General features: G+C 63.6%; 25 protein-coding genes. 4 read left to right on the top strand and 21 right to left on the bottom strand.

What is annotated here, in order from left to right; all coding sequences use genetic code 11:
• Positions 1–23: 23 nt before the first annotated feature.
• From MJ639_RS07125 to MJ639_RS07165, 9 genes are all read right to left on the bottom strand, one after another.
• Positions 24–965: an electron transfer flavoprotein subunit alpha/FixB family protein gene (locus tag MJ639_RS07125; protein WP_243369676.1), complete on the bottom strand. Its 942-nt coding sequence runs from the start codon at positions 963–965 to the stop codon at positions 24–26.
• 13 nt (positions 966–978) lie between these two features.
• Positions 979–1,728, bottom strand: a complete 750-nt coding sequence (locus tag MJ639_RS07130; RefSeq protein WP_243369678.1) for an electron transfer flavoprotein subunit beta/FixA family protein — start codon at positions 1,726–1,728, stop codon at positions 979–981.
• A gap of 105 nt (positions 1,729–1,833) precedes the next feature.
• Positions 1,834–2,586 (bottom strand): rhomboid family intramembrane serine protease, encoded by a 753-nt coding sequence (locus MJ639_RS07135; protein WP_243369680.1) that lies wholly within the window; start codon positions 2,584–2,586, stop codon positions 1,834–1,836.
• A 43-nt stretch (positions 2,587–2,629) separates the two neighbouring features.
• Positions 2,630–3,205, bottom strand: a complete 576-nt coding sequence (locus tag MJ639_RS07140; protein ID WP_243369682.1) for a cob(I)yrinic acid a,c-diamide adenosyltransferase — start codon at positions 3,203–3,205, stop codon at positions 2,630–2,632.
• Positions 3,206–3,232: 27 nt separating this feature from the next.
• Positions 3,233–3,808 carry an acyloxyacyl hydrolase gene (locus MJ639_RS07145; RefSeq protein WP_243369684.1) on the bottom strand — a complete coding sequence of 192 codons (576 nt, stop codon included), beginning with the start codon at positions 3,806–3,808 and terminating at the stop codon, positions 3,233–3,235.
• 105 nt (positions 3,809–3,913) lie between these two features.
• Entirely contained in the window at positions 3,914–4,105 is a 192-nt protein-coding gene (locus MJ639_RS07150; protein ID WP_243369686.1) for a twin transmembrane helix small protein, read from the bottom strand.
• A gap of 96 nt (positions 4,106–4,201) precedes the next feature.
• On the bottom strand, positions 4,202–6,814 hold the full coding sequence (locus tag MJ639_RS07155) for a TIGR02302 family protein (protein WP_243369688.1): 2,613 nt from the start codon (positions 6,812–6,814) through the stop codon (positions 4,202–4,204).
• Positions 6,815–6,990: 176 nt separating this feature from the next.
• Positions 6,991–8,259 (bottom strand): diaminopimelate decarboxylase, encoded by a 1,269-nt coding sequence (gene lysA / locus MJ639_RS07160; RefSeq protein WP_243369690.1) that lies wholly within the window; start codon positions 8,257–8,259, stop codon positions 6,991–6,993.
• Positions 8,260–8,268: 9 nt separating this feature from the next.
• Complete coding sequence (locus tag MJ639_RS07165) at positions 8,269–8,514, bottom strand: lipoprotein (RefSeq protein ID WP_243369692.1); 246 nt, start codon at positions 8,512–8,514, stop codon at positions 8,269–8,271.
• A gap of 183 nt (positions 8,515–8,697) precedes the next feature.
• Between MJ639_RS07165 and tlpA the strand changes: the two genes are divergently transcribed.
• A complete protein-coding gene (gene tlpA, locus MJ639_RS07170; protein ID WP_243369694.1) occupies positions 8,698–9,357 on the top strand; it encodes a thiol:disulfide interchange protein TlpA in 660 nt (219 codons plus the stop codon).
• On the opposite strand, the gene MJ639_RS07175 is transcribed toward tlpA, so the two are convergent.
• The 8 genes from MJ639_RS07175 to purC all read right to left on the bottom strand — a co-directional run bounded on the left by MJ639_RS07175 (position 9,354) and on the right by purC (position 16,001).
• Entirely contained in the window at positions 9,354–9,671 is a 318-nt protein-coding gene (locus tag MJ639_RS07175; protein WP_243369696.1) for a hypothetical protein, read from the bottom strand. The genes tlpA and MJ639_RS07175 overlap by 4 nt on opposite strands.
• Before the next feature lie 202 nt (positions 9,672–9,873).
• A complete protein-coding gene (gene grxD / locus MJ639_RS07180) occupies positions 9,874–10,209 on the bottom strand; it encodes a Grx4 family monothiol glutaredoxin (protein WP_243369697.1) in 336 nt (111 codons plus the stop codon).
• A gap of 44 nt (positions 10,210–10,253) precedes the next feature.
• Positions 10,254–10,490 (bottom strand): BolA family protein, encoded by a 237-nt coding sequence (locus tag MJ639_RS07185; RefSeq protein WP_091133430.1) that lies wholly within the window; start codon positions 10,488–10,490, stop codon positions 10,254–10,256.
• 12 nt (positions 10,491–10,502) lie between these two features.
• Positions 10,503–12,713 carry a phosphoribosylformylglycinamidine synthase subunit PurL gene (gene purL / locus MJ639_RS07190; protein ID WP_243369699.1) on the bottom strand — a complete coding sequence of 737 codons (2,211 nt, stop codon included), beginning with the start codon at positions 12,711–12,713 and terminating at the stop codon, positions 10,503–10,505.
• Positions 12,714–12,899: 186 nt separating this feature from the next.
• On the bottom strand, positions 12,900–13,598 hold the full coding sequence (gene purQ / locus MJ639_RS07195) for a phosphoribosylformylglycinamidine synthase subunit PurQ (RefSeq protein ID WP_243369700.1): 699 nt from the start codon (positions 13,596–13,598) through the stop codon (positions 12,900–12,902).
• A gap of 11 nt (positions 13,599–13,609) precedes the next feature.
• Positions 13,610–13,849: a phosphoribosylformylglycinamidine synthase subunit PurS gene (gene purS / locus MJ639_RS07200; RefSeq protein ID WP_243369701.1), complete on the bottom strand. Its 240-nt coding sequence runs from the start codon at positions 13,847–13,849 to the stop codon at positions 13,610–13,612.
• Between the two features lie 66 nt (positions 13,850–13,915).
• Positions 13,916–14,452: a hypothetical protein gene (locus MJ639_RS07205; RefSeq protein ID WP_243369703.1), complete on the bottom strand. Its 537-nt coding sequence runs from the start codon at positions 14,450–14,452 to the stop codon at positions 13,916–13,918.
• Between the two features lie 754 nt (positions 14,453–15,206).
• A complete protein-coding gene (gene purC, locus MJ639_RS07210) occupies positions 15,207–16,001 on the bottom strand; it encodes a phosphoribosylaminoimidazolesuccinocarboxamide synthase (protein ID WP_243369705.1) in 795 nt (264 codons plus the stop codon).
• 238 nt (positions 16,002–16,239) lie between these two features.
• Here purC and MJ639_RS07215 point away from each other — a divergent pair, with 238 nt between their 5' ends.
• Positions 16,240–16,563 (top strand): DUF1476 domain-containing protein, encoded by a 324-nt coding sequence (locus tag MJ639_RS07215; protein WP_243369707.1) that lies wholly within the window; start codon positions 16,240–16,242, stop codon positions 16,561–16,563.
• A gap of 48 nt (positions 16,564–16,611) precedes the next feature.
• The gene (locus MJ639_RS07220; RefSeq protein ID WP_243369709.1) at positions 16,612–17,385 is read left to right on the top strand and encodes an HpcH/HpaI aldolase family protein; all 774 of its coding nucleotides are present in this window, start codon (positions 16,612–16,614) and stop codon (positions 17,383–17,385) included.
• Between the two features lie 7 nt (positions 17,386–17,392).
• Here MJ639_RS07220 and MJ639_RS07225 read toward each other — a convergent pair whose 3' ends face one another.
• A complete protein-coding gene (locus tag MJ639_RS07225; RefSeq protein ID WP_243369710.1) occupies positions 17,393–18,040 on the bottom strand; it encodes a DNA-3-methyladenine glycosylase family protein in 648 nt (215 codons plus the stop codon).
• Positions 18,041–18,071: 31 nt separating this feature from the next.
• Between MJ639_RS07225 and gluQRS the strand changes: the two genes are divergently transcribed.
• Entirely contained in the window at positions 18,072–18,971 is a 900-nt protein-coding gene (gluQRS, locus tag MJ639_RS07230) for a tRNA glutamyl-Q(34) synthetase GluQRS (protein ID WP_243369711.1), read from the top strand.
• Here the strand turns inward: gluQRS and MJ639_RS07235 are convergent.
• From MJ639_RS07235 to MJ639_RS07245, 3 genes are all read right to left on the bottom strand, one after another.
• Entirely contained in the window at positions 18,950–19,867 is a 918-nt protein-coding gene (locus MJ639_RS07235; RefSeq protein ID WP_243369712.1) for an AEC family transporter, read from the bottom strand. The genes gluQRS and MJ639_RS07235 overlap by 22 nt on opposite strands.
• A 5-nt stretch (positions 19,868–19,872) precedes the next feature.
• Positions 19,873–21,903 carry a M23 family metallopeptidase gene (locus MJ639_RS07240; RefSeq protein ID WP_243369714.1) on the bottom strand — a complete coding sequence of 677 codons (2,031 nt, stop codon included), beginning with the start codon at positions 21,901–21,903 and terminating at the stop codon, positions 19,873–19,875.
• 243 nt (positions 21,904–22,146) lie between these two features.
• Positions 22,147–22,594, bottom strand: a 448-nt coding sequence (locus tag MJ639_RS07245) for a hypothetical protein (RefSeq protein ID WP_243369715.1), incomplete at its 5' end; no start/stop codon positions are given.

Here is a 22,594-nt window from a genome sequence, read left to right on the forward strand (position 1 = left end):
TTCGAACCCTATTCCTGGACCGATTAGCCGGCCTTGGTCAACTCATCCTTCAGTTCAGGCAGGATTGTGAAGAGGTCGCCGACGAGACCGTAATCGGCCACCTGGAAGATCGGGGCCTCCTCGTCCTTGTTGATCGCCACGATCACCTTGGAATCCTTCATGCCGGCGAGGTGCTGGATCGCGCCGGAGATGCCCACCGCGATGTAGAGATCGGGGGCCACCACCTTGCCGGTCTGGCCGACCTGCCAGTCGTTCGGCGCATAGCCGGCATCCACCGCCGCGCGCGAGGCGCCCATGGCCGCGCCGAGCTTGTCGGCGATCGGCTCGATATACTGCTTGAAGTTGTCTGCCGACCCGAGCGAACGCCCGCCCGAGATGATGATCTTGGCCGAGGTCAGCTCCGGACGATCACTTTTCGCGATCTCCTCGCCCTTGAAGCTCGACACGCCAGGGTCGGCGGCGGCGTTCACGCTCTCGATGGCGGCCGAACCACCTTCATCGGCTGCCGGGAAGGCGGCGGTGCGCACCGTGATCACCTTCTTGGCATCGGTCGCCTGCACGGTCTGGATGGCGTTGCCGGCATAGATCGGACGCTCGAACGTGTCGGGCGAGACGACCTTGGTGATGTCGGAGACCTGCATCACGTCGAGCAGGGCCGCGACACGCGGCATGATGTTCTTGCCGTTCGAGGTCGAGGGCGCGATGAGCGCGTCGTACGAACCTGCCAGCGACACGATGAGGGCGGCAGTGGGCTCGGCCAGCATATGCTCGTAAGCGGCGCCATCGGCCAGCAGCACCTTCTCCACGCCCTCCAACTTGGCGGCGGCATCCGCCGCGCCCTTGGCGTTGGAGCCTGCCACCAGCACGTGCACGGGCGCGCCGAGCGCTTGTGCCGCGGAGAGGGCCTTGTGGGTGGCGTCCTTCAGGTGAGCGTTGTCGTGCTCGGCAATCAGCAATGTGGTCATTGTCTTATTCTCCTTAGAGCACGCCGGCTTCAACTTTAAGCTTCTGGACCAGTTCGGCCACGGAGCCGACCTTCACGCCCGCCTTGCGGCCGCCGGGCTCTGCGGTCTTCAGCACCTTCAGGCGCGGAGCCACATCGACGCCGAGGGTCTCAGGCGAGGTCTCATCGAGAGGCTTCTTCTTGGCCTTCATGATGTTCGGGAGCGACGCATAGCGCGGCTCGTTGAGGCGCAGGTCCGTGGTGACGATGGCGGGCAGCTTGAGGCCCACTGTCTGCAGGCCGCCATCGACCTCGCGGGTCACGTCGACCGAGCCCTCGCCCACATTGACCTTGAAGGCGAAGGTGCCCTGCGGCCAGCCCAGCAGGGCTGCGAGCATCTGGCCGGTCTGGTTGGAATCGTCGTCGATGGCCTGCTTGCCCATGATCACGAGATCGGGCTTCTCCTGCTCGATCACGCCCTTCAGGATCTTGGCGACGGCGAGCGGCTCCACGGTGGCGTCGGTCTTGACCAGGATGCCGCGGTCGGCGCCCATGGCGAGCGCGGTGCGGATGGTCTCACCCGCCTGCTGCGGGCCGATGGAGACGGCGACGATCTCGGTGGCCTTGCCCTGTTCTTTCAGGCGCACGGCCTCCTCGACGGCGATTTCGTCGAAGGGGTTCATCGACATCTTCACGTTGGCGAGCTCGACGCCCGATCCGTCACCTTTGACGCGGATCTTGACGTTGTAGTCAACAACCCGCTTCACGCACACCAGAAGCTTCATTCGTCTGTCCTCAATTGAAGGTCAGGTCCGGATATGGCCCATGCGGGGCTCTCCGGACAGATAGGAAAAAGGCTGAGCGGGACCGTAGCTTTAAGCCCTCGAAAGTCAACGCGACGACTGCAGTTCCTGCGTCGCTGCGGCGCGGGCGAGAACCGGATCGTAGCGATGCCTCATGATGGGGATGAGAATAGCGCCGGCGATGAACCCGCCAAGATGGGCGAACCAGCCCACCCCCTCGTCCGAGCCGAAGAAGGCTGAGATGAACTGCACGGCGAACCAGAAGCCGATGGCCCAATAGGCGGGCAGGCGCAGCGGGATTCCGCCGAGGAACAGGGCCCAGATCCGCACGCGCGGATAGAGGATAACATAAGCCGCCACCACGCCCGACACGCCGCCGGAAGCGCCGATGAGCGGGCGCTGCGGAGCAGGCAGGATGAAGCTCTCCGGCATGCTCACCCCCACCATCGAGAAGGAGGCGACCGCATGAACGAAGCTGGCGACGATGCCGCAGATCAGGAAGAAGGCGAGGAAACGCAGGTGCCCCATGGCGTCTTCCACGTTGTCGCCGAAGACCCACAGGAACAGCATGTTGCCGATCAGGTGAAACCAGGACCCGTGCAGGAAGATGTTGGTCGCAAGAGTCATCCACACCGGCACGAAGGGATAGCCTGGAGGCAGAGTCTCGAAGCCGAAGAGAACCGCGGGAATAAGCCCGAGGCCTCCCACCATCTCGTCAGCGGAAAACGGCCCATAGAGGAAGACGAGATGGATGACGACGCAGGCCACGATCAGGGACCGCGCCACGACCGGCGTCTTCATGTGCTGGAGGGGAACGCCGTCATGAAGCGGTAGAAACATGGCCCGCTCCTTCAGGGCGATTTTCGGAGGGACGGATCCGTCTTTAGCGGTTCTGGCCAGGAACCCAGAGAACGTCCAAAGCGCCCTTGTCGTTGATGTAGCGCGAGGCGACGAAAAGGAAATCGGACAGCCGGTTGAGGTATTTCACGACCGCGTCGGACACTGTCTCGTCCGGGTTCTGGATCAGTTCGACCACGTTACGCTCGGCCCGGCGGCATACGGTGCGGGCCAGATGCAGGGCGGCTGCGGCGGGCGTGCCACCCGGCAGGACGAAGGAGCGCAAAGGCGCGAGATCGGCATTCAGCTCGTCGATTTCCCGTTCGAGGCGGTCAACCTGACCTTGCGAGATGCGCAGCGGCTCATAGGGCAGCGGCTTGTCCGTCTCGACGGTGGCGAGATCGGCGCCGAGGTCGAAGAGATCGTTCTGGATGCGGCCGAGCATCGCGTCGATGGGCAGATCCGCCGTATGCAGGCGAACCAAGCCGATGCAGGCATTGGTCTCGTCGACCGTACCGAAGGCTTCGATGCGCAGGTCGTGCTTCGGGCGACGTCCGCCGGCGGCCAGCGCGGTGGTGCCATTGTCGCCGGTGCGGGTGTAGATGCGATTGAGAACGACCATAAAAAGGCTCGGGGTCTGGAGTATTCGTTAGAACGAATACCCAACCCGTGCGCCGACATTCGTCAAGCCCCGATTCTCGGAGCAGGCATCGCCATTGGAGAGATGCTCGACAGTGGCCATCACGCTCCAATTGGCGGAGAGGCGCACGCCCACGGAGCCGGATTCACGAAACAGCGGCGAGCAGCCCAGCGACTGGCGATCCGAGAAGGCATCGGTGACCTTGTCCTTGCCGTTGTGGAACGCGCCGCCGATGCTGCCTTCCACGAACACGTTGGGCGTGACGTCGAAGGTCCAGGTCAGGCCGGTATAGGCGAAGCTGGTCCGGTCATCGAAGTTCAGGCTGCCGCCGAGATGGGGGCGGGGGATGAAGTAGCTCGTGAACAGGTCGGACGCGGTGAAGGGCTTCGCGAGAAGGATTTCGCCGGTGAGATTGGCCGATCCGCCATTGCCTTCGGGACCCCAGGGATCCTGAGCGGAGAAACCCATGCGGAATTCGGAGAGAAGGCTGGTCGAGGATTGCTTTCGGGCGTCGGCAGCAAAGAGGCCCGTCGATCCCATAACAAGGATCATGAGGCTCAAGCCAAAGGCTTTGCTGACGCGCATTCGAGGGAATCCATCGTTAAAGATTTAGTGCCAACAGGCTAAGCCCGTTATGGCTAATGATCTCTTAATACAGACCGTGGCGAAAAAGTGTCAATACCGGGAAAGCTAGACCGCTTTCCACCAGATCACGGCCATGATGATGACAATGGCCACAAACTGAAGCAGGACACGCAATCTCATGAGTTGCTGCGACCGGTTGGCGCTGCCGCCGCGCAGCATGTTGAAAAGGCCGAGAAGCAGGACGAGAGCCACGGCCAAAACCGCAACCGGCACAATGATATCGGCAAAGCTGGTCATCGTGATTCCATGGGCGGAGCCGGGGGTTCGGGGGATCGAACCCGGCAGGGGAGAGAGGCGGCTCGCCGGTGAAGCGCCTCCCTCTTAACCATAAACCTAGTTTCTGCGAAGCAGGCGCTCGAAATAATCGAGTTCTTCCTGTGGCCGCGTCGGATCGCCGAGCTTGCGCCTCAGCTCCTCCAGGATGCGCTGAGCCCGCTGGGACGGGGATTCATTGACGCTGGGGATGCCGTCGCGGGAATTGTCCGTGTAGCCCCGGTTGCGGTCCGGGCGGCCCAACGGATCGTTGTTGTTCTGGCCCGCACGTCCTTGTCCCTGCGGCTCGCCCTGGCCGGGCTGATCGCCGGCCTGCTGGTTGCCGTCCTGGCCCTGCTGCATCTGTTGCATCTGCTGCGCCATGCCCTGCATGCCACGGCGTAAGTTTTCGAGGGCGCGTCCCTGCGCATCCACGGCCGGGCCATCCTGGCCTTGCCCGAGAGCGCCTTCGGCGTCGCGCATGGCCTGCTCGGCCTCGCCGAAGCCCTGCTCGCCCTGCATGCCCATGCCTTCCATGCGCCGCTGCAGTTCCTGAAGCCGCTCGCGCAGGGCCTGCTGCCTTTGCCGGAGGCCCAAGGGGTCCATCTGATCGGAGGTGCCGTTCTGGCCTTCTTCTGTACCGTCGCCCTGCTCGCCTTGTTGACCCTGCTGGCTCTGCTGACCTTGTTGTCCTTGCTGCCGCTGGCCCTGCCTTTGTCCCTGGCGCTGTCCGTTATTGCGGTCGCCCTGCTGCATGCGCCGGTTCTGGCCATCCCGGAACGTTTGATCACGCAGGTCCTGCTGCTCGCGCGTCATGTCCTCGAGGTCGCGCATGGCCTGGTTCATTTCGCGTCCGAGAGGATCGCTCATGCGGCTGTTGGGCTGCGCGGTCTGCAGGTTCTCGAGAATGTTGCGCAGCTGTTCTAGAAGGCGCTGGGCCTCGGCCATGTCGCCGCGGCGCATGGCGTCTTCCATCTGCTGCAGCATGCGGTTGAGATCGTCCTGCGTGATCGTCCGGTCGGGCGAGCGCTGGTTCTGGTTCTCGGCCTGCTGGCGGTTCTGCTGCATCCGCTGCGCGAATTCGCGCAGGAACTTGTCCATCGCCTGCCGCAATTCCTCTGTGAGGCGGCGGATCTCGTCGTCGGGCGCGCCCCGCTCCATGGCCTCCTTCAGGCGCTCCTGCGCGGCGCGCAATTGCTGCTCGGCATCGGAGAGGTTGCCGTCCTCGATCTGCAGCGCCATGGACCACAGCCAATCGGCCACATCGGTGAGAGCCTCGTCATTCTTCGCAATGCGCAGGCGCTCGGCGGCCGCGCGCAGGCCCATGAATACGCCCCATTGCGGAGTGAATTCCTCCGGCTCGATCAGCAGGGCGTCGAGAGCTGTCTGCACGCGCTTCTTATCGTCGGGCGCGAGCACGAGATTGCGTCGCTGCTCCACGAGGGCCTTCGCCAGCGGATTGACGAAGGGGCGCTGCGGCAGGGTGAAGGTAATCGTTTCGCTCGTGGCTTCCTGGCCGGCCTCGTCCTTCGCCTTGAGCTTGATCGTTACTGGCGCGCCGGCCCAGGGATGGTTCGTCAGGTCGACAGGAGAGCGAGTGTCCGGCGCGTTCTCCTCATGGCTCGGAAGCGTGAGCGTGAGCGAGGGAGCGGGCACCAGGGAACGCCCCTTGCTGCCGTCCGCCTTCTCGACCTGACCTTCGAGCGCGGTGATGCCGTAATCGTCCTTGCCCTTGTAGACGAGGCTGAAGGTGCCGCGTGCATTGATCTCCGGCGGTCCGGTGAAGGCGATCTCGGGCATCCGGTCGGGAATGGCCTCGATGGAGAGCGTGACGCTGTGGGCGAAGCCCGTGCTGATGGTGAGCTCGGTGCTGCCATCCAGGGTATAGCGCTCCTCCCGCAGGTCGGCGCGCTGGTTGCCTTTCGGCGGCAGGGCGATGAGGCCCTTGCCGGCCGTGATCTCGGCCTTGCCATCGCCGGCCACGCGAATGACGAGGGTCGAGCGGATCGGCGCGCGCAGGGATTGGCCCTTGGCGAGATCGATCATCAGCGGCGGCATGCGGGTGTAAAGCGGCGGATCGATCCAGCCGTCGATGCGGAACGAGGGCGCCGAGGCGGATGCCTCCCGCCATTCGAAAGCCGCCTTGAGGCGCGAGCCGATTTCAGGCCCTGCCACGAAGGCGCTGGTGACGAGGGCGAGGATGCCTGCCGCACGCAAGGCATAGCGGTCGCGCCGGGGCATGTCGGGCTGGGGCAGAGCGACCCGCATTCTGCCGATGGCCTCCTCCGCGCGTTTGCGGTGCAGGGTCCAGAGGGCGCGCGTACCCGGATCAGCCGATCCGAGCGCCAGGGTATCGTCGAGCACCCGGGCGGGGCCATGATTCAGGCCGGTGTCGCGGTCGAGCCTGTCGAGAGCGCGTGTGCGGCTCGGCATGCGCAGCCGTATCAGGGGCCAGAGGGAGAGAAGAAGGGTTGCCGTGAACAGGCCGAGCCCGATCATGCGCCACATGCGCGAGACATCGAGCCAGAGGCCGAACCAGGAGAACGTCAGGAAGGCGAGGATGATGGCGAGCGGCAGCCACAGGCGGGGCCAGGCGTCCTCCCACCAGAGCGACCAGCGCGCATGCGAGATCAGGCGCCCGAACCTCTTGCTCAGGTTGCTCTGCGCAGGCGACGGGTTCGGGCCTTCGCTCATGCAATCGGTCTCCGCGGCACGGATATGTGCTCAAACCCCCTTCGAGAAGCTAGCACGGTGACCCGAGATGACCAGCCGCGAAATCGGCACAAAGCGCCGCAAGGAGGCTTTCCGGCCTCACATCCTCGTCAGTGCAGAGACAACCGCCGAGCGCGGTCCCGGTTCGCGGGATCGCGTCAGGCGAGCCAGCCGGGAATTTTATCCAGGCCAATCAGGTCCTCGTAAGAGGGGCGCGGACGCACCACGGCGCTGTCCGCGCCGCGCACCAGAACTTCCGGCACGAGCAGGCGCGTGTTGTAGGTGTTGGCCTGAACCGCGCCATAGGCGCCCGCCGTCATGATGGCGATGAGGTCGCCCGGCTTCACGGCGGGCATGTCGCGCGAGAGCGCGAGATAATCGCCCGTCTCGCAGACGGGGCCGACCACATCGGCGATGATGTGCGGCGTATTCGGTGAAGGTTCGACAACGGGCTTGATGTTGTGGAAGGCTTCGTAGAGCGTCGGACGAATGAGATCGTTCATCGCCGCATCGACGATCACGAAGGTGCGGCCTGCGCCTTCCTTCACATAGATGACCTTGGCGATCAGAACGCCCGCATTGCCGGCGATCAGGCGTCCCATCTCGAACACGAGCTTGAGGCCGAGCGGTTTCGTGTGACGCTTGATGATCTGCGCATAGGCCTGCGGATCGGGCGGCGGCGCGTTGTCGTCGCGATAGGGCACGCCGAGCCCGCCGCCGAGATCGATGTGATGGAGCTTATGTCCGTCCGCCATCAGGTCGCGCGCGAGTTCGGCAAGCAGCGCGGTGGCGTTGTCGAAAGGCGCGAGATCCGTGATCTGGCTGCCGATATGCATGTCGACGCCGGTGATCTCGATGCCTTTGAGTGCAGTAGCGCGCGCATAAACCTCGCGGGCGCGGGAAATCGGAATGCCGAACTTGTTCTCGGACTTGCCGGTCGAAATCTTCTGGTGCGTCTTGGCGTCCACATCGGGATTGATGCGGATCGAGATCGGCGCGCGACGGCCCTTGGAAAGCGCGACTTCGGAAAGCGCTTCTAGCTCGGGCTCGGATTCCACGTTGAAGCAGAGAATGCCGCTGTCGAGGGCGAAGGCCATTTCGGCCTTCGTCTTGCCGACGCCGGAGAACACCACGCGCTCGCCGGGCGTGCCCGCCGCCAATGCGCGGCGCAGCTCGCCCTCCGAGACGATGTCCATGCCCGCACCCAGGCGCGCCAACGTCGTGAGCACGGCCTGGTTCGAATTCGCCTTCATGGCGTAACAGACGAGAGCATCGGTATCCGCGAAGGCTTCGGAGAAGACGCGGTAATGCCGCTCGAGGGTTGCCGAGGAATAGCAATAGAACGGGGTTCCGACCTCATCGGCGAGGCGGCGCAGGCTGACATCCTCCGCATGGAGGACGCCGTCACGATAGGCGAAATGGTGCATCGGGCAGCCTTACAGCAGCGGGTCGAGGATGAAGGGATCCTTCGGGATCGTATAACCGCGTTTGGGGCCTGAGCGGGGCGTGCCGACGGGCGAGGGCAGGGTGGCCTGATCGGCCGCATCCTGCTGCTGCACCTGCCGAGGGGCGGACGCATCCGGCGGCGCCTCAGGCGCGCCACGACGGCCGCAGGCCGAAAGGCCGAGGACAATGAGGCCGGCCACGAGGGCCGCGCGGGAAAGAGAAACGCAGGTCGACATCAACAAGCTCCGAAACGTGGCCGCACCATAACGGGAAGCGTTTGGCAATGCGAGAGGCAAGGTGAGGGGCAAGGTGAGGGGGATGGCGTCTATCCCAAGCCTTCCTCGACGCCACGGCATCGTGATGGAGGATTCCCCTCGCAAGGACTTGAGGCTTGGCCGGAAAAGAGCCACATCGAGGCCATGTCGAATGGATCAGACGTCCCGAAAACCCGCAGCCGCCTCTGGATAGCCGGCCTTGCAGCCCTCGGTATCCTGGGCGCAGGGGCCGCCTGGTACGGCCTTTCGCAGGAAGGCACGAATGTCGCCCAGGCCGGCGAATGCCGCGCCTCGACGGCTGTCACCGAACGACTCAAGCCGCTTGCGAAGGGCGAGTTGGCAGCGGTCGGCGTCAGCAGCGCGCCCAAGACGCCCCCGGCGATCGCCTTTGCGGATGCAGGCGGGCAGACGAAGAGCCTTGCCGATTTCAAGGGCAAGACGATCCTCGTCAATCTCTGGGCCACCTGGTGCGTGCCCTGCCGCCAGGAGATGCCGGCCCTCGATAAGCTCCAGACGGAGTTTGGTGGCAGCGATTTCGAGGTGGTTGCCATCAACGTGGATACCCGCAATCCCGACAAGCCGAAGGCCTGGTTGCAGGAGAACGGCATCAGGAATCTGGCCTATTACGCCGATCCTGCGGGCAAGCTGCTCCAGGTGCTGCAGAAGTCAGGCCATGTGGTCGGCCTGCCGACGACCTTCGTCGTCGATGCGTCAGGCTGCGAGATCGCACTTCTGAAAGGCCCAGCGGAATGGGCCTCGCCCGATGCGCTCGCCTTCATGCGGACGGCCCTGGGGCGCTCTTAAGACTGGAACGCGCCGTCCCCGTCGGCTTGAGCGAACTCGCCCGAGAAAGCCGGCTTCGAGAGCCGCCACGGGCGGTCCATGGCCTCGCGCGCCTCGCCTTTCTGGAGCAGGCGCGGCGTGCCGTCGGCCAGGATCTCCTCAATCACCAGAAAGCCGAAGGCCTGGAGGATGAGGCTCGCCGTCTTGGTGGGCGTGTCCTCCGCCCGCACGGCGATGGAGCCTGCCGCATAGACGCGCTCCAGGATGGTCTTGGGATTATGCGCCGCAGCCGCACGCGGCTTGAAGGCGACGACATTCGTCTCCGTCTCGAACATGATTAGCCCCCGTCTCGAGCCGCCGCATTCTGTTGTTGTCACGGCAGCTCTTGGAAAGAACGAGGGCTATTGTGCCGGAAACGGGGCCATTGAAGGAATGCGACATAAGACGGCTATCCATTCGGGCAGGGCTTGGCCGTTTCACGCAACAAAAAAGCGGGGCAAAAGCCCCGCCTTGATGTGGTTGCCTGCAAAGCCTGCTTTAAGCGCTCTGCTGAACCTGGATGCCCTTGTCGGTGAAGAGCTGCTGCAGCTCGCCGGCCTGGAACATCTCGCGGGTGATGTCGCAGCCGCCGATGAACTCGCCCTTCACGTAGAGCTGGGGAATGGTCGGCCAGTTGGAATAATCCTTGATGCCCTGGCGGATGGTCTCGTCCTCGAGGACGTTCACGCCCTTATAGGCAACGCCGAGATAGTTGAGGATCTGGACCACCTGGCCCGAAAACCCGCACATGGGGAATTGCGGCGTGCCCTTCATGAACAGCACGACGTCGTTGGACTTCACTTCGTTGTCGATGATCTGGTTGGCGTCAGCCATGGATGTCTCCTGTTCCGCGGCGGTCAAGGCGCCGGGTTCATCTCTCAATTGTCGGGTGCAACCGTCGTCAATGCAAGGGCGTGGAGCACGCCGCCCATGCGGCCCTGGAGCGCTGCATAGACCATCTGGTGTTGCTGGACCCGTGACTTGCCCTTGAAGGCCGAGGACGTGACGGTGGCGGCGTAATGGTCGCCGTCGCCCGCCAGATCCTTGATTTCCACGACCGCGTCGGGGAGGGCAGCCTTGATCATGCTCTCGATATCGCGTGCATCCATTGGCATGGATCAAACTCCTTACGACTTGCCGGTCATGTATTCGGGCAGCCATGCCTCGTGAGCGCTCTTCAGCTGCTTCACGGATATGGCCTGCTTGCCCGGCAGGATCAATGAATCGCCGCCTGTGACGCCCAGCGTCACCGCCGGGATGCCTTGAGCGCCTGCCGCGTACAAAATGTCGGCGGCCGCATCCTCATCGGCGGCGATGACATAGCGCGCCTGATCTTCGCCGAAGAGGAAGGCGTGGAGCGGCATGTTTTCCGGCACGGCGGTGATCTCGGCGCCGATGCCGCCGGCCATGGCCATCTCGGCGAGCGAGAGCGCGATGCCGCCGTCGGAGCAATCGTGAACCGTCTTCACCTGGCCGGAGCGGATGAGCTGGCGGATGAAATCGCCGTTACGCTTCTCGGTCACGAGATCGACCGGCGGCGGAGCGCCTTCCTCACGGCCGCAGACGTCGCGCAGATAGATCGACTGGCCGAGCCAGCCCGCCGTCGCGCCGATGAGGATGATCGCCTGACCCTCGGCCTTGAAGGCGACGGAAGCATTCACCGTCACGTCGTCGAGCACGCCCACGCCGCCGATGGCGGGAGTAGGCAGAATGCCCTGGCCGTTGGTCTCGTTGTAGAGCGAGACGTTGCCGGACACGACGGGGAAGTCGAGCACCTTGCAGGCCTCGCCGATGCCTTTCAGGCAGCCGACGAACTGGCCCATGGATTCAGGGCGCTCGGGGCTTGCGAAGTTGAGGTTGTCGGTGATCGCGAGCGGCAAACCACCGACGGCGGTGATGTTGCGCCAGGCTTCCGCCACCGCCTGCTTGCCGCCCTCGAAGGGATCGGCCTCGCAATAGCGCGGCGTCACGTCGGTGGTGAGCGCAAGACCCTTCGGTCCGTCCTCGACGCGCACGATGGCAGCATCGCCGCCGGGCGTCTGCACGGTGTTGCCGAGGATCAGGTGATCGTACTGCTCCCACACCCAGCGCTTCGAGCACTGGTCCGGCGAGCCGACGAGCTTGAGAAGCGCCTCAGCTTCCGACATCGGAGCCTTCACGCTCTCGGGCGTGATGACAGGACGCTTCGGGCTTTCCACCCACGGACGATCATAGAGCGGAGCCTCGTCGCCGAGTTCCTTGATCGGAAGATCGGCCTTCACCTCGCCCTCGTGCTTGATGACGAAGCGCAGGGTGTCGGTGGTCTTGCCGATCACCGCGAAGTCGAGGCCCCATTTGTGGAAGATGGCCTCGGCCTCTTTCTCCATGCCGGGCTTGAGCACCATGAGCATGCGCTCCTGGCTTTCCGACAGCATCATCTCGTAGGCGGTCATGCCTTCTTCGCGGCAAGGCACCTTGTCGAGATCGAGTTCGACACCGAGATTGCCCTTCGCGCCCATCTCCACGGCGGAGCTGGTGAGGCCGGCGGCGCCCATGTCCTGAATCGCGATCACCGCGCCGGACTTCATGAGTTCGAGGCAGGCTTCCAGCAGCAGCTTCTCGGCGAAGGGATCGCCGACCTGCACGGTGGGACGCTTCTCTTCTGAGGCATCGTCGAATTCGGCGGAAGCCATGGTCGCGCCGTGAATGCCGTCGCGTCCGGTTTTGGAGCCGAGATAGACGATCGGATTGCCGACGCCGGTCGCCTTCGCGTACCAAATCTCATCCGTGCGCGCGAGGCCGACAGCCATCGCGTTGACGAGGATGTTGCCGTTGTAGCGCTTGTCGAATCCGACAGAGCCGCCGACGGTGGGAACGCCGAACGAATTGCCGTAGCCGCCAATGCCCGCGACAACGCCCGACACGAGGTGCGGAGTCTTGGGATGATCTGGCTCGCCGAAGCGCAGGAAGTTGAGCGCCGCAATCGGACGCGCGCCCATGGTGAATACGTCGCGCAGAATTCCGCCGACACCCGTCGCCGCACCCTGATAGGGCTCGATGAAGGACGGATGGTTGTGGCTTTCCATCTTGAAGATGCAGGCGAGTCCATCGCCGATATCGATCACGCCCGCGTTCTCGCCGGGACCCTGGATGACCCACGGCGCCTTCGTCGGCAGACCGCGCAGATGAATGCGCGAGGATTTGTACGAGCAATGCTCGTTCCACATGGCGGAGACGATGCCGAGCTCGGTGATCGTCGGCTCGCGGCCGATCAGCTTCACGAAGCGCTCGTATTCATCGGGTTTAAGCCCGTGCTCCTTGACCAGCTCCGGGGTGATGGCGACGTCGTTGCGGATCATCAGGGTCTCGCTTCTTTCACCCTCTTCAGAAACCGAAGAGGAACAGAACAATCGGATGTCCTCATCCTGAGGAGCCGCGGAGCGGCGTCTCGAAGGAGGGTCCAGTGCGCGCTGGAAACGCCCTCGTCCTTCGAGACGCTGCGCTCCTCAGGATGAGGGCTGCGGGGCGTCTCGTCCCCGCGAAAGTCAGGCCGCTTTACCGAAACTAGACACGAGGCTCTCGAACAGGCCGCGCCCATCGGTGCCGCCTACGAGGTCTTCGATCAGGTTTTCCGGATGAGGCATCATGCCGAGCACGTTGAGCTTGTCGGAATAGATGCCGGCAATCGAGTTCATGGAGCCGTTGCGATTGGCGTCAGCCGTCACGTTGCCATGTGCATCGGAATAGCGGAAAGCGACGAGGCCGTCGCCTTCGAGACGCTTCAGCGTCTCCGCATCCGCCGTGTAGTTGCCCTCGCCATGCGCGACGCAAACATCGATGGCCTGGCCCTTGGCGTAGTTCTTCGTGAAGGCGGTGTCGTTGCGCTCCACTTTCAGGAACTGGCGATGGCAGATGAACTTGAGGTTCGCGTTGCGCATCAGGATGCCGGGCAGAAGGCCAGCCTCGCAGAGAATCTGGAAGCCGTTGCAGACGCCGAGAACGAGACCGCCGCGTGCCGCATGAGCGCGGACCGCATCCATCACGGTGGCGCGTCCGGCAATCGCGCCGCAGCGCAGATAATCGCCGTAGGAGAAGCCGCCGGGAAGCACCACGAGGTCGGTGCCCTTCGGTAGCTCGGTCTCAGCGTGCCAGACCTTCTGCGCGTCTGAGCCTGCGAGTTTGAGAGCCCGCACCATATCGCCTTCGCGATTGGAGCCGGGGAAGACGATGACGGCGGATTTCATGGGTTCAAGCCTCAGACGATCTCGACGCGGTAATTCTCGATGACGGTGTTTGCGAGGAGCTTCTCGCAGGCCGCCTTGAGCTGGGCTTCAGCTTGCGTCTTGTCGGCGGTGCCGAGCTCGATATCGAAGACCTTGCCCTGGCGGACGCCATCAATGCCCTCGACGCCGAGGGATTTCAGGGCCCCTTCGATGGCCTTGCCTTGGGGGTCGAGAACGCCGTTCTTCAGGGTGACGGTGACGCGAGCTTTCATGGGAGGCCTCGAGGTTTCAAGATTTGCCCCACGCCATAAAGGGAAAGCCCTCAAGAGACAACGGCTTCAGGAGCCTAATTCACGGGCAGCAGCCTCGCGGACGCTTCGCTGCACCACCTCGGGGGAGAGGCCGACGGCCAGAACTACCTCCAGATCTTCGCCCGACCGCCTGCCGATGGCAGCGCCGTAAGCCGGGGGCTTCTCGCTGTCCATGGGGCTCAGGGTGATCAGGAAGCCCGGATAGGGAGCATCCTTCAGGCGCTCGACAGCCACATGGGTCCGCACCGGCTTCTTGCGGTCGACCGGGGAGCGCAGGCCGCGGGCGAGGCGCTCCGGATCCTTGAGCAGGCTTTCCGTGATCTGTGCGTCCTTCCCCTTCAGGCGGATGACGCTGACGGCAAGGCCGGGATTGCAGGAGGGCGGAGCGCAGAAGGAGAGGGCGATGGGCTCGGCCCGATCCTCGGCAAGCCATTTCCGGAGAGGCAGCGCATCCCAGGAGGCATCGGTCTGCAGGCCCGCGACCGTGCGGGGAATGTAGTCGCAACCCGTCAGGCTGAGGGCTAGAAGCAGGAGAACGGAGCGGGAGAGCAGGCGAAGCGGCATGGCTTTCTTTTAGCGTCAAATCTGGGGCGAGGTCGATGGGATTGCTGTTGCCTCCGAGAACACAATCGCCGCTGTGGGTCGTCCGGCTCAAAAACCAATGATGACGCAGGACAAATGGCGTCCTCCCGGGGCTGCGGAGCAGAACCCGGGATCGCATGCAGGATGTGGCGCTGGTTTCCCCTCTCCCGAGTGGGAGAGGGGCAGGGGTGAGGGAATGCCATATCCGGAAAGGGCATGCCCTCACCCGCCGCGCTGACGCGCGTCGACCTCTCCCGCCCGGGAGAGGTATTCCAGCGCCATATCCTGCTCACGATCCCGGCTTGGCTCACGCCGTCCCGGATGACGCCGTGTGTGATATGTTCATCTTTTGTTCTTGACTTTGGTCCTAACCTTGGCTATATGTGGTGTGTCCTGGCTCGATGAGGGGCGCGCTCGCGAGGCGTCGTGATCGATGGAGCCGGGAACGGTCCTGGGTCGGTCTCGCAAGCCGGGCCGGGAGGCCCATCGTTGCAAGACACGATGTCCGCCTAAAAGAACCGTGCGCGAGGGGCCGTCAGGTTCTTCTCCCTCTCACAAGCGAACCGGACGGCCTCTCGCGTCTCCCTCACCCCAGACCCTCGGGCGACCCACGCCGCGAGGTCACTCCCCCATGCTCTTTGACATCTCACGGCCCTGCCGCTCTTCCAGGGACGGCTGCCGCCGAAACAAAAAGCCCGGCGCTGAGGCCGGGCTTTCGCAAGAGATGCTGCTGTTCTTACTGAACGAGGCGCGGGCCGCCGGTAATGACGTTCTCATTCTCGGACAGGATGCCGAGGCGGCGGGCGACCTCCGTATAGGCCTCCAGCAGCCCGCCCATATCCTGGCGGAACCGGTCCTTGTCGAGCTTGTCCTTGGACTTGATGTCCCACAGGCGGCACGAGTCGGGCGAAATCTCGTCGGCCACGACGATACGCATCATCTCGCCTTCCCAGAGGCGGCCCGTCTCCAGCTTGAAGTCCACGAGGCGGATGCCGACGCCGAGGAAGAGGCCGGACAGGAAGTCGTTGACGCGGATGGCCAGCGCCATGATGTCGTCGATCTCCTGGGGCGAGGCCCAGCCGAAGGCGGTGATGTGCTCTTCCGAGACGATCGGATCGCCCAGTTCGTTGTTCTTGTAATAGAATTCGATGATCGAGCGGGGCAGGGGCGTGCCCTCTTCCAACCCAAGCCGCTTGGCGAGGGAGCCCGCTGCGACATTGCGCACCTTCACCACCAGCGGAACGATCTCCACCTCGCGAATCAGCTGCTCGCGCATGTTCAGGCGGCGGATGAAGTGGGTGGGGATGCCGATATCGTTCAGATTCTGGAAGAGGTACTCGGAAATCCGGTTGTTCAGTACGCCCTTGCCGTCGATCACTTCATGCTTCTTGGCATTGAAGGCGGTCGCATCATCCTTGAAGTGCTGGATGAGCGTTCCGGGTTCGGGGCCCTCATAGAGGACCTTCGCCTTGCCCTCATAGACGCGACGGCGACGATTCATAGGCGTGTACCGTGGTTTGAGAAAATCCATAATATGCCGTGGGCTCCTGGCTAGACATGTGCAGATCCGCGGCTGCGTGGCGCGGCTTTAAACCGGCGCTCCGCCTGAGGGCAACCTATCCGATCAAGGGGAGGAGCACAACGCGGGGGAATGGGCTGCGACCCTGCAAAGGGGTGGAGCGAGCTTTCCTAGAAATGGGGAGCGTCTGGCGCTGGCGCGAGTGCGCCCTTATATCGCATGAGAGTCCAAGCTTAAGGAGAATGACATAATGACCGGATTCGATGACCGTAGGGACGTTTTCGAGAAGCAGTTCGCCCATGACCAGGACCTGCGCTTCAAGGCCACGGCACGTCGCAACAAGCTGTTCGGCCTCTGGGTTGCCAGCCGCCTGGGCAAGACCGGCGATGAGGCCGAAGCCTATGCCAAGAGCGTCGTTCTCGCGGATTTCGAGGAAGCCGGCGATGCGGATATCCTGCGCAAGGTCGTCAAAGATCTCGATGATGCTGGCCAGTCGGCCGGAGAAGCCGAGCTTCGGGCCAAGCTCGCCGATCTGACCGAGCGCGCGATCCAGGAGGTTAAGGAGGGCCGGTAACGGCCCTTTTTCTTGGCCGTTGATACAAGCCTTCAAGGAAAGAGTTCCATGCTGACCAATCCCTCCTTCCCCGAACTCCTCAAGGCCGGCACGCCCCTGCTTACGGCCTGGTGCGGCATCCCGGATCCCTCGGTTCCGGCCCTGCTCGCCCGGGAGGAGTTCGATGCGGTGGCGATGGACATGCAGCATGGATCCATCGATTTCGCCGCCGCTCTCCAGGCGGTGCCGCTGATCGCGGCGGCGGGAAAGCCTGCCCTGGTGCGGATTCCGGTGGGCGAGTTCTCCACCGCCTCGCGGTTTCTCGATGCCGGCATTTCCGGCGTGATCGCGCCCATGATCAACACTATCGAGGATGCGCGTCTTTTTGCTTCCTTCATGAAGTTCCCGCCCGTGGGCCAGCGCAGCTGGGGCGCCTATGGGGCCATTTCCCTGTCCGGACTGGAGCCGTCGGAATACCTGCGCCGAGCCAATGACCTGACGGTTTCCTTCGCCATGGTGGAGACCCGGGAGGCGCTCGCCATCATCGACGACATTCTGGAGGTCCCCGGCATCGACGGCGTCTTCGTCGGCCCGGCCGATCTCTCCATCGCCCTCTCGGACGGCAGGGGCGTCGACCCGATGAGCGCCGAGGTCGAGAAGGCGCTCGACCACGTGCTCGCCCGGGTGCGGGCGGCCGACAAGATCGCTGCCATCTTCGCTCCGTCGGGCGCGCGGGCAGGGGAACTCGCCCGCAAGGGCTTCAACATGGTCTCCATCGGCAGCGACAGCAGCATGCTGCGGGCCGGAGCCCAGGCCTCCCTAGCCGCTGCCCAACAGGGTTGACCTCTCATCAGGTAACGGGGCTGCCCTCCCGCGCCTTGGCCACCCGGTAATAGGCCCAGAGCACCTTGGCGGCCACGCCCCGCCAGGGCCGCCACTGCTCCGCAAGAGCGGTCAGAGCTTTCGCATCCGGGCGTTTGTCCAGGTCGTAGGCGATCCGGGCAGCCTCCTGCACCGCGAGATCCCCGCCCGGAAAGGCGTCGGGATGGCCCAGGCAGAAGAGCAAATAGATATCCGCCGTCCAGGGGCCGATGCCCTTCACCCGCGTCAGAAGATTATGCGCCTCGTCGGCGGGAAGCTCGTGCAATTGGTCGAGCGGAAGTCGCCCTTCCACGATCTCGGTGGCGGTCACACGGATCGTCCTGACCTTCATGGCCGAGAGGCCCGCCGCCCGCAGCTCCTCATCGGAGAGGCTCAGGAAACGTTCAGCCGTCGGCGGTTCGAGGATCGCTCTGACCCGTCCCCAGATCGCTGCGGCGCTCGCCGTCGACACCTGTTGGCCGGTGATGATCCAGGCCAGACCCTCGAAGCCCGGCGGGCGCTTGCGCAATTGCGGCACGACACCCTCGGCGGCCAGCCGCGCCATCACAGGGTCGGCCTTGGCGAGCGCCTTCAGGCCCCTCTTGAGAACCGCGTCCGTTTCGAGGAGGGTGGCCATCGATTCCGTTCCTGTTTCTAAAAGGCCGTCCGTGACGAAGCCCGTATTCCGATTTGCTCCCAGCCCCAACGGACGGCTTCATCTGGGCCATGCCTATTCGGCCCTGCTCAACGATGCGCTCGCCCGCCGGTACGATGGCCGCTTCCTGCTGCGCATCGAGGACATCGATATCACACGCTGCCGCCCGGAATACGAGAGGGCGATTGTCGAGGATCTCGAATGGCTCGGCTTGGATTGGGAAAAGCCAGTGCGCCGGCAGTCGGAGCATTTCGCGGATTATCACGCAGCCTTTCAGAATCTGAAGGGCAGGGGTCTCGTCTATCCGTGTTTCTGCTCTCGCAAGGAGATTGCCGACAATGTTCGTTTTCTCGAAACACATTACATGGAGAGCAATGAATCCTGGCGCATCGATCCCGATGGCGCTCATCTCTATCCAGGCACATGCAAAAGCCTTTTGCCGAGGGACGCCGAATTAAGAATCGAAGCGGGTGAGCCGCATACATGGCGCATCGACATGCAAGCAGTGCAAAAGCTGCTTCCCGGACCGCATCGTTTCACACGGTTCACTCTCGACGGTGAAGAACAGATCGTTGAGGCCGATCCCTGGCGCTGGGGCGATGCGGTGATCCTGCGCAAGGACGTGCCGACGAGCTATCATCTCTCCGTCGTGGTGGACGATGCGTTGCAGGGCGTCACGCATGTGGTGCGCGGGCAGGATCTTGAGGCCGCCACCGATCTGCACGTGCTCTTGCAGAAGCTCCTCGGTCTTCCGACGCCGCTTTATCATCACCACGGCCTGATCCTCGATCCGGGCGGCGACAAGCTCGCGAAAAGCCGGAAATCCGAAGCGCTGCATGAATTGCGTGAGCGCGGCATCACGGCTGCCGAGGTCAGGCAGCGTCTCGGCTTTCAGCCCACGCCCAGCACATAAAGCCAGAGCACCGTAGTGCCGAGCGCGAGCGCCGTCGAGAGCGTCACCGCGCTTGATGCCAGGGCGACGCCCTCGTTGTAGCGCTCGGCGAAGAGATAGGCGTTGATGCCGGAGGGGCACGAGGCGAAGAGCACCGCAACGCCCGCCCAGACCGGCGGCATTTCGAACACGTAGGTCGCCAGCAGCAGCACAACAAGCGGATGCACCACGAGCTTGAGAGCAGAAATCACCGTCGGCAGTTTCCAACCCATCTTCATGCCGTAGCGACGCAGCGCGATGCCCATGGAGATCAGTGCGCAGGGAACCGCTGCGCTCGCGATCAGGTCCACGATCTGCCACAGCGGCTCGGGAATGACGGGAGCGACGGGGCGCAAGGCAGAGCCCGCGAGAATGCCGATGACGATCGGGTGCGTCGCCAACCGGCGGAGGATCACGAGCGGCGATGCCTGCCGGCCTTCCGCCAGAACCGTGGCGAGCGTCATGGTGACGGGCAGGTGCACCGCGAGCAGCAGAAACAGCGGCGCCGCGCCCTCGTCGCCATAGGCCTTGAGGATCATGGGCACGCCCACGAAGACGGTGTTGGCCTGTCCTGCCGAGAAACCGGCCACGACGCTCGACACGCCTTTGATGCCGAAGAATCGTTTGCCGATCGTGGTGGCGAGCACCCACACCACGGCCACGCCCACGAAATAGGAAATCCAGTAGCCCCAGGGCTGCACCTCCGGGATCTCGGCTTTCACGAGAGTGCGGAAAATCAGGCAGGGTACGGAGAGGGTGAAGACGAATTCCGACAGGCCTTCGCCCATGCGCTCCGAGACGAAGCCCGTACGGCGCGCGAGATAACCAATCCCGATCAGGCCGAAGACCGGGAAGACGATCAGAACCAAGTCAAGCATGAGTATCAGCGCAGATCGGCGCGTTGCGAAAGGCTGGCCGTCGAGCCGGCCTGATTCAGCAGGGTGTCGACCTGCTCACGCTGGCGCTTGAATTCCGCGAGGCTGCGGCCGTCGAGCTCGCGGCCCTGCGGCAGGCGGATCTTCAGCGGGTCGACAAAGCTGCCGTTGATCAGCACTTCATAGTGAAGGTGAGGGCCGGTCGAGAGACCCGTGCTGCCGAGATAGCCAATCACCTGACCCTGACGCACCCGGAGGCCGGGCGCCATGTTCTTGGCGAAGCCCGACATGTGGGAATAGGTCGTGACGTAGCCGTTGGCGTGCTGGATTTCGATGTGGCGTCCGTAGCCCGACTTCCAGTCCGCGATGCGAATGGTGCCGTTGCCTGCCGCCAGGATCGGCGTGCCGACCCGGTTCGACCAGTCGATGCCCGTATGCGGACGCGTATAGCCGAGGATGGGGTGGAAGCGCGAGCCGAAGCCGGAGCGCAGGATGCCGTCCGAGATGGGCTTGCGGAGGAGGAATTTCTTGAGGGAGCGGCCGGTTTCATCGAAATAATCGATGCTGCCGTCCTCGCCCTGGAAGCGATAGACTCGACGCGCCTCACCGCCCACGGTCAGGGAGGCGTAGAGCACTTCCGGGGTGTCGTCATCGTCGTCCGAGCCGAAGAAAACCTCGAAATTGTCGCCCTGCGCCACGCGGCGCTGGAAATCCACGTCATAGCCGAAGATGCGGACCAGTTCTTCCACCGTTTCCGGCGGCAGATCGTTCTTGAGGGCCGTCTCGTAGAGGCTCTCATAGAGGCGCACGCCGTTGCCGCCTTCCTCTTCTTCCTCCGGCGAATCGGCGGTCTGCTGGGCGTCGGAAGAATCCTGAGGCGGCGTCACGGAGACGAAGACGCCCCGATCGTTCGTGGCGGCGATGCCTTCGACGCCCCTTTCGCCGAAAGCGATCACGCGCACGATCTGGCGGGGGTCGCCCAGGCGGGGACCGGGTGCGATGAGGAGGCGCAGGCGCTGGCCTTCACCCATGGCGGCCACTTTGATCCGTGCGGCCAAGGCGGAGGAAATGGCAGCAATCTGCTCCGGGGTCGCCCCGTAGCTGCGCAAGGCCGTCTCGAGGGTTTCACCCTTTCTGAGCACCACGTCCCGCTCTTCCATGAGAGGTGCGGCCGTCTTCTCGATCTTCGGCAGTTCGGTGACATTCTCCGGCATCACCCGCACCTCGATGGTGCTGAAGGCCGTATCGACGACGCGAGCATAGCCGAGCGCATCGCCCAGGCCATCGGGCTGGCGCAGGGTGCGCGACAGCATCTGCTGTGCCGGGATCGGCACGGAAGCGCGCCGTCCGGTTTCTCCGGCGACGCGGCGCTCCTCTTCCAGCATCGCCATCACGTCGTTGTCCGTCAGGGACGGGGCGCTGGCTTCGATGACCATGGAGGCGAGATCACGACGCATGACAGAAACGTCCGCATCGGCGATTTCGGGCGGCTGATCGATCTTCTCCTGCGTGGCATCCTCGGCAAAGAGGCGCATGGGATTGAACGCGGGAATATCGGTGGCGTAGGTGCCGGTGGTCATGGACAGATTGGTGGCGACCCGCACGAACTGGCGGACCTTGATCGCCTCGCGGTCCCCGTTGCGGATCGTCATCGCGGCCTTGAAGCTTTGCTTTGCGGAGGCCGTCATCTCCGTCTTGTTCAGGCGGTCGGCCTTTCTGGCGACGTTCGTGGTCTTATCGTCATCCTGGCTCGCTCGGGGAGAGGTGCTCAAGGCTGCCCATTCAGGAGGCTGAACGGAGGTGGTGGCTCCTTCGATCGCAACATGGATCGAAGCGCCGACCAGAACCGCGCCAGTCAGGCCCGTGAGGATGCTGGCGCCGAGCCAGCGCAGATTGATCTCTCGCTTGTCCACCTCAGGCGCCGCCGCGCCGTTGGCGCTCAGGGCAGGCTCATGGCTGAGTTCGACACCAGACGGCAGGCGCAGGACTTCCCGGCGGGAAGCCTTGGTCAGGCCGTGGTCTGGAGGAACGTGGCTCATGGCAGGTGATACGGCAATCGTGAGAACAAGGTGACAGGATTAAGTGCTGAAGTCGCTCTAGCACAAGAGCCAGCCTGGGCACAGGCTTAACAAGAGGGCCTTGCCGAAAGGCCGCATTCCCAATGCGGAAGCGCCGTCGGGAACGCTGCTTCAACCGTCACTGTGTCTGGAGTGAGGCAGGCGAGCCTAAAAGCTGTGTCCAGAACAGGCCGTCAAAAAACTTTCACAACCGTGTTGACAGTCTCAAGAGGCCGGGCTTATAAACCGCCCATCGACGCCGCCGCTGATTGTGGGCGGCGCCAAAACCTCCTCAGTAACGGGCGCGCTGCCCGACGCAAGTCGGGATGCGAGGCATGTTCTGGTGAGGGTTGATCCGGTTCTGGAAAGAACGGGGTTGACAAAGAAAGCGAGTGACCTTAAATCAGGTTCATCGCGGCGCTGCCAGAAATTGGTGGCTCCGATGTTTCCCTGACAGGCTGGCGGCTCAAGCCGGGTAAAACCGGAGTGAGGCGCTGTTGTCTTCGGAAACTGCATCTTCGGATGTTTGCTCTTTGACAAGTGAAGAAAGAAAGAGAAGCGTAGGCGGCGGTGTCCTTGCGGATCATCCTGTTGGATGGTCGAGAAGACATTGACCGGATCTATGCTTTGGTGAGTACACCGCTTCGATCGCAAGATTGGAGTGAGATGGACT

The sequence above is a fragment of the Microvirga solisilvae genome, assembly GCF_022808595.1.
Classification (GTDB): Bacteria; Pseudomonadota; Alphaproteobacteria; order Rhizobiales; family Beijerinckiaceae; genus Microvirga; species Microvirga solisilvae.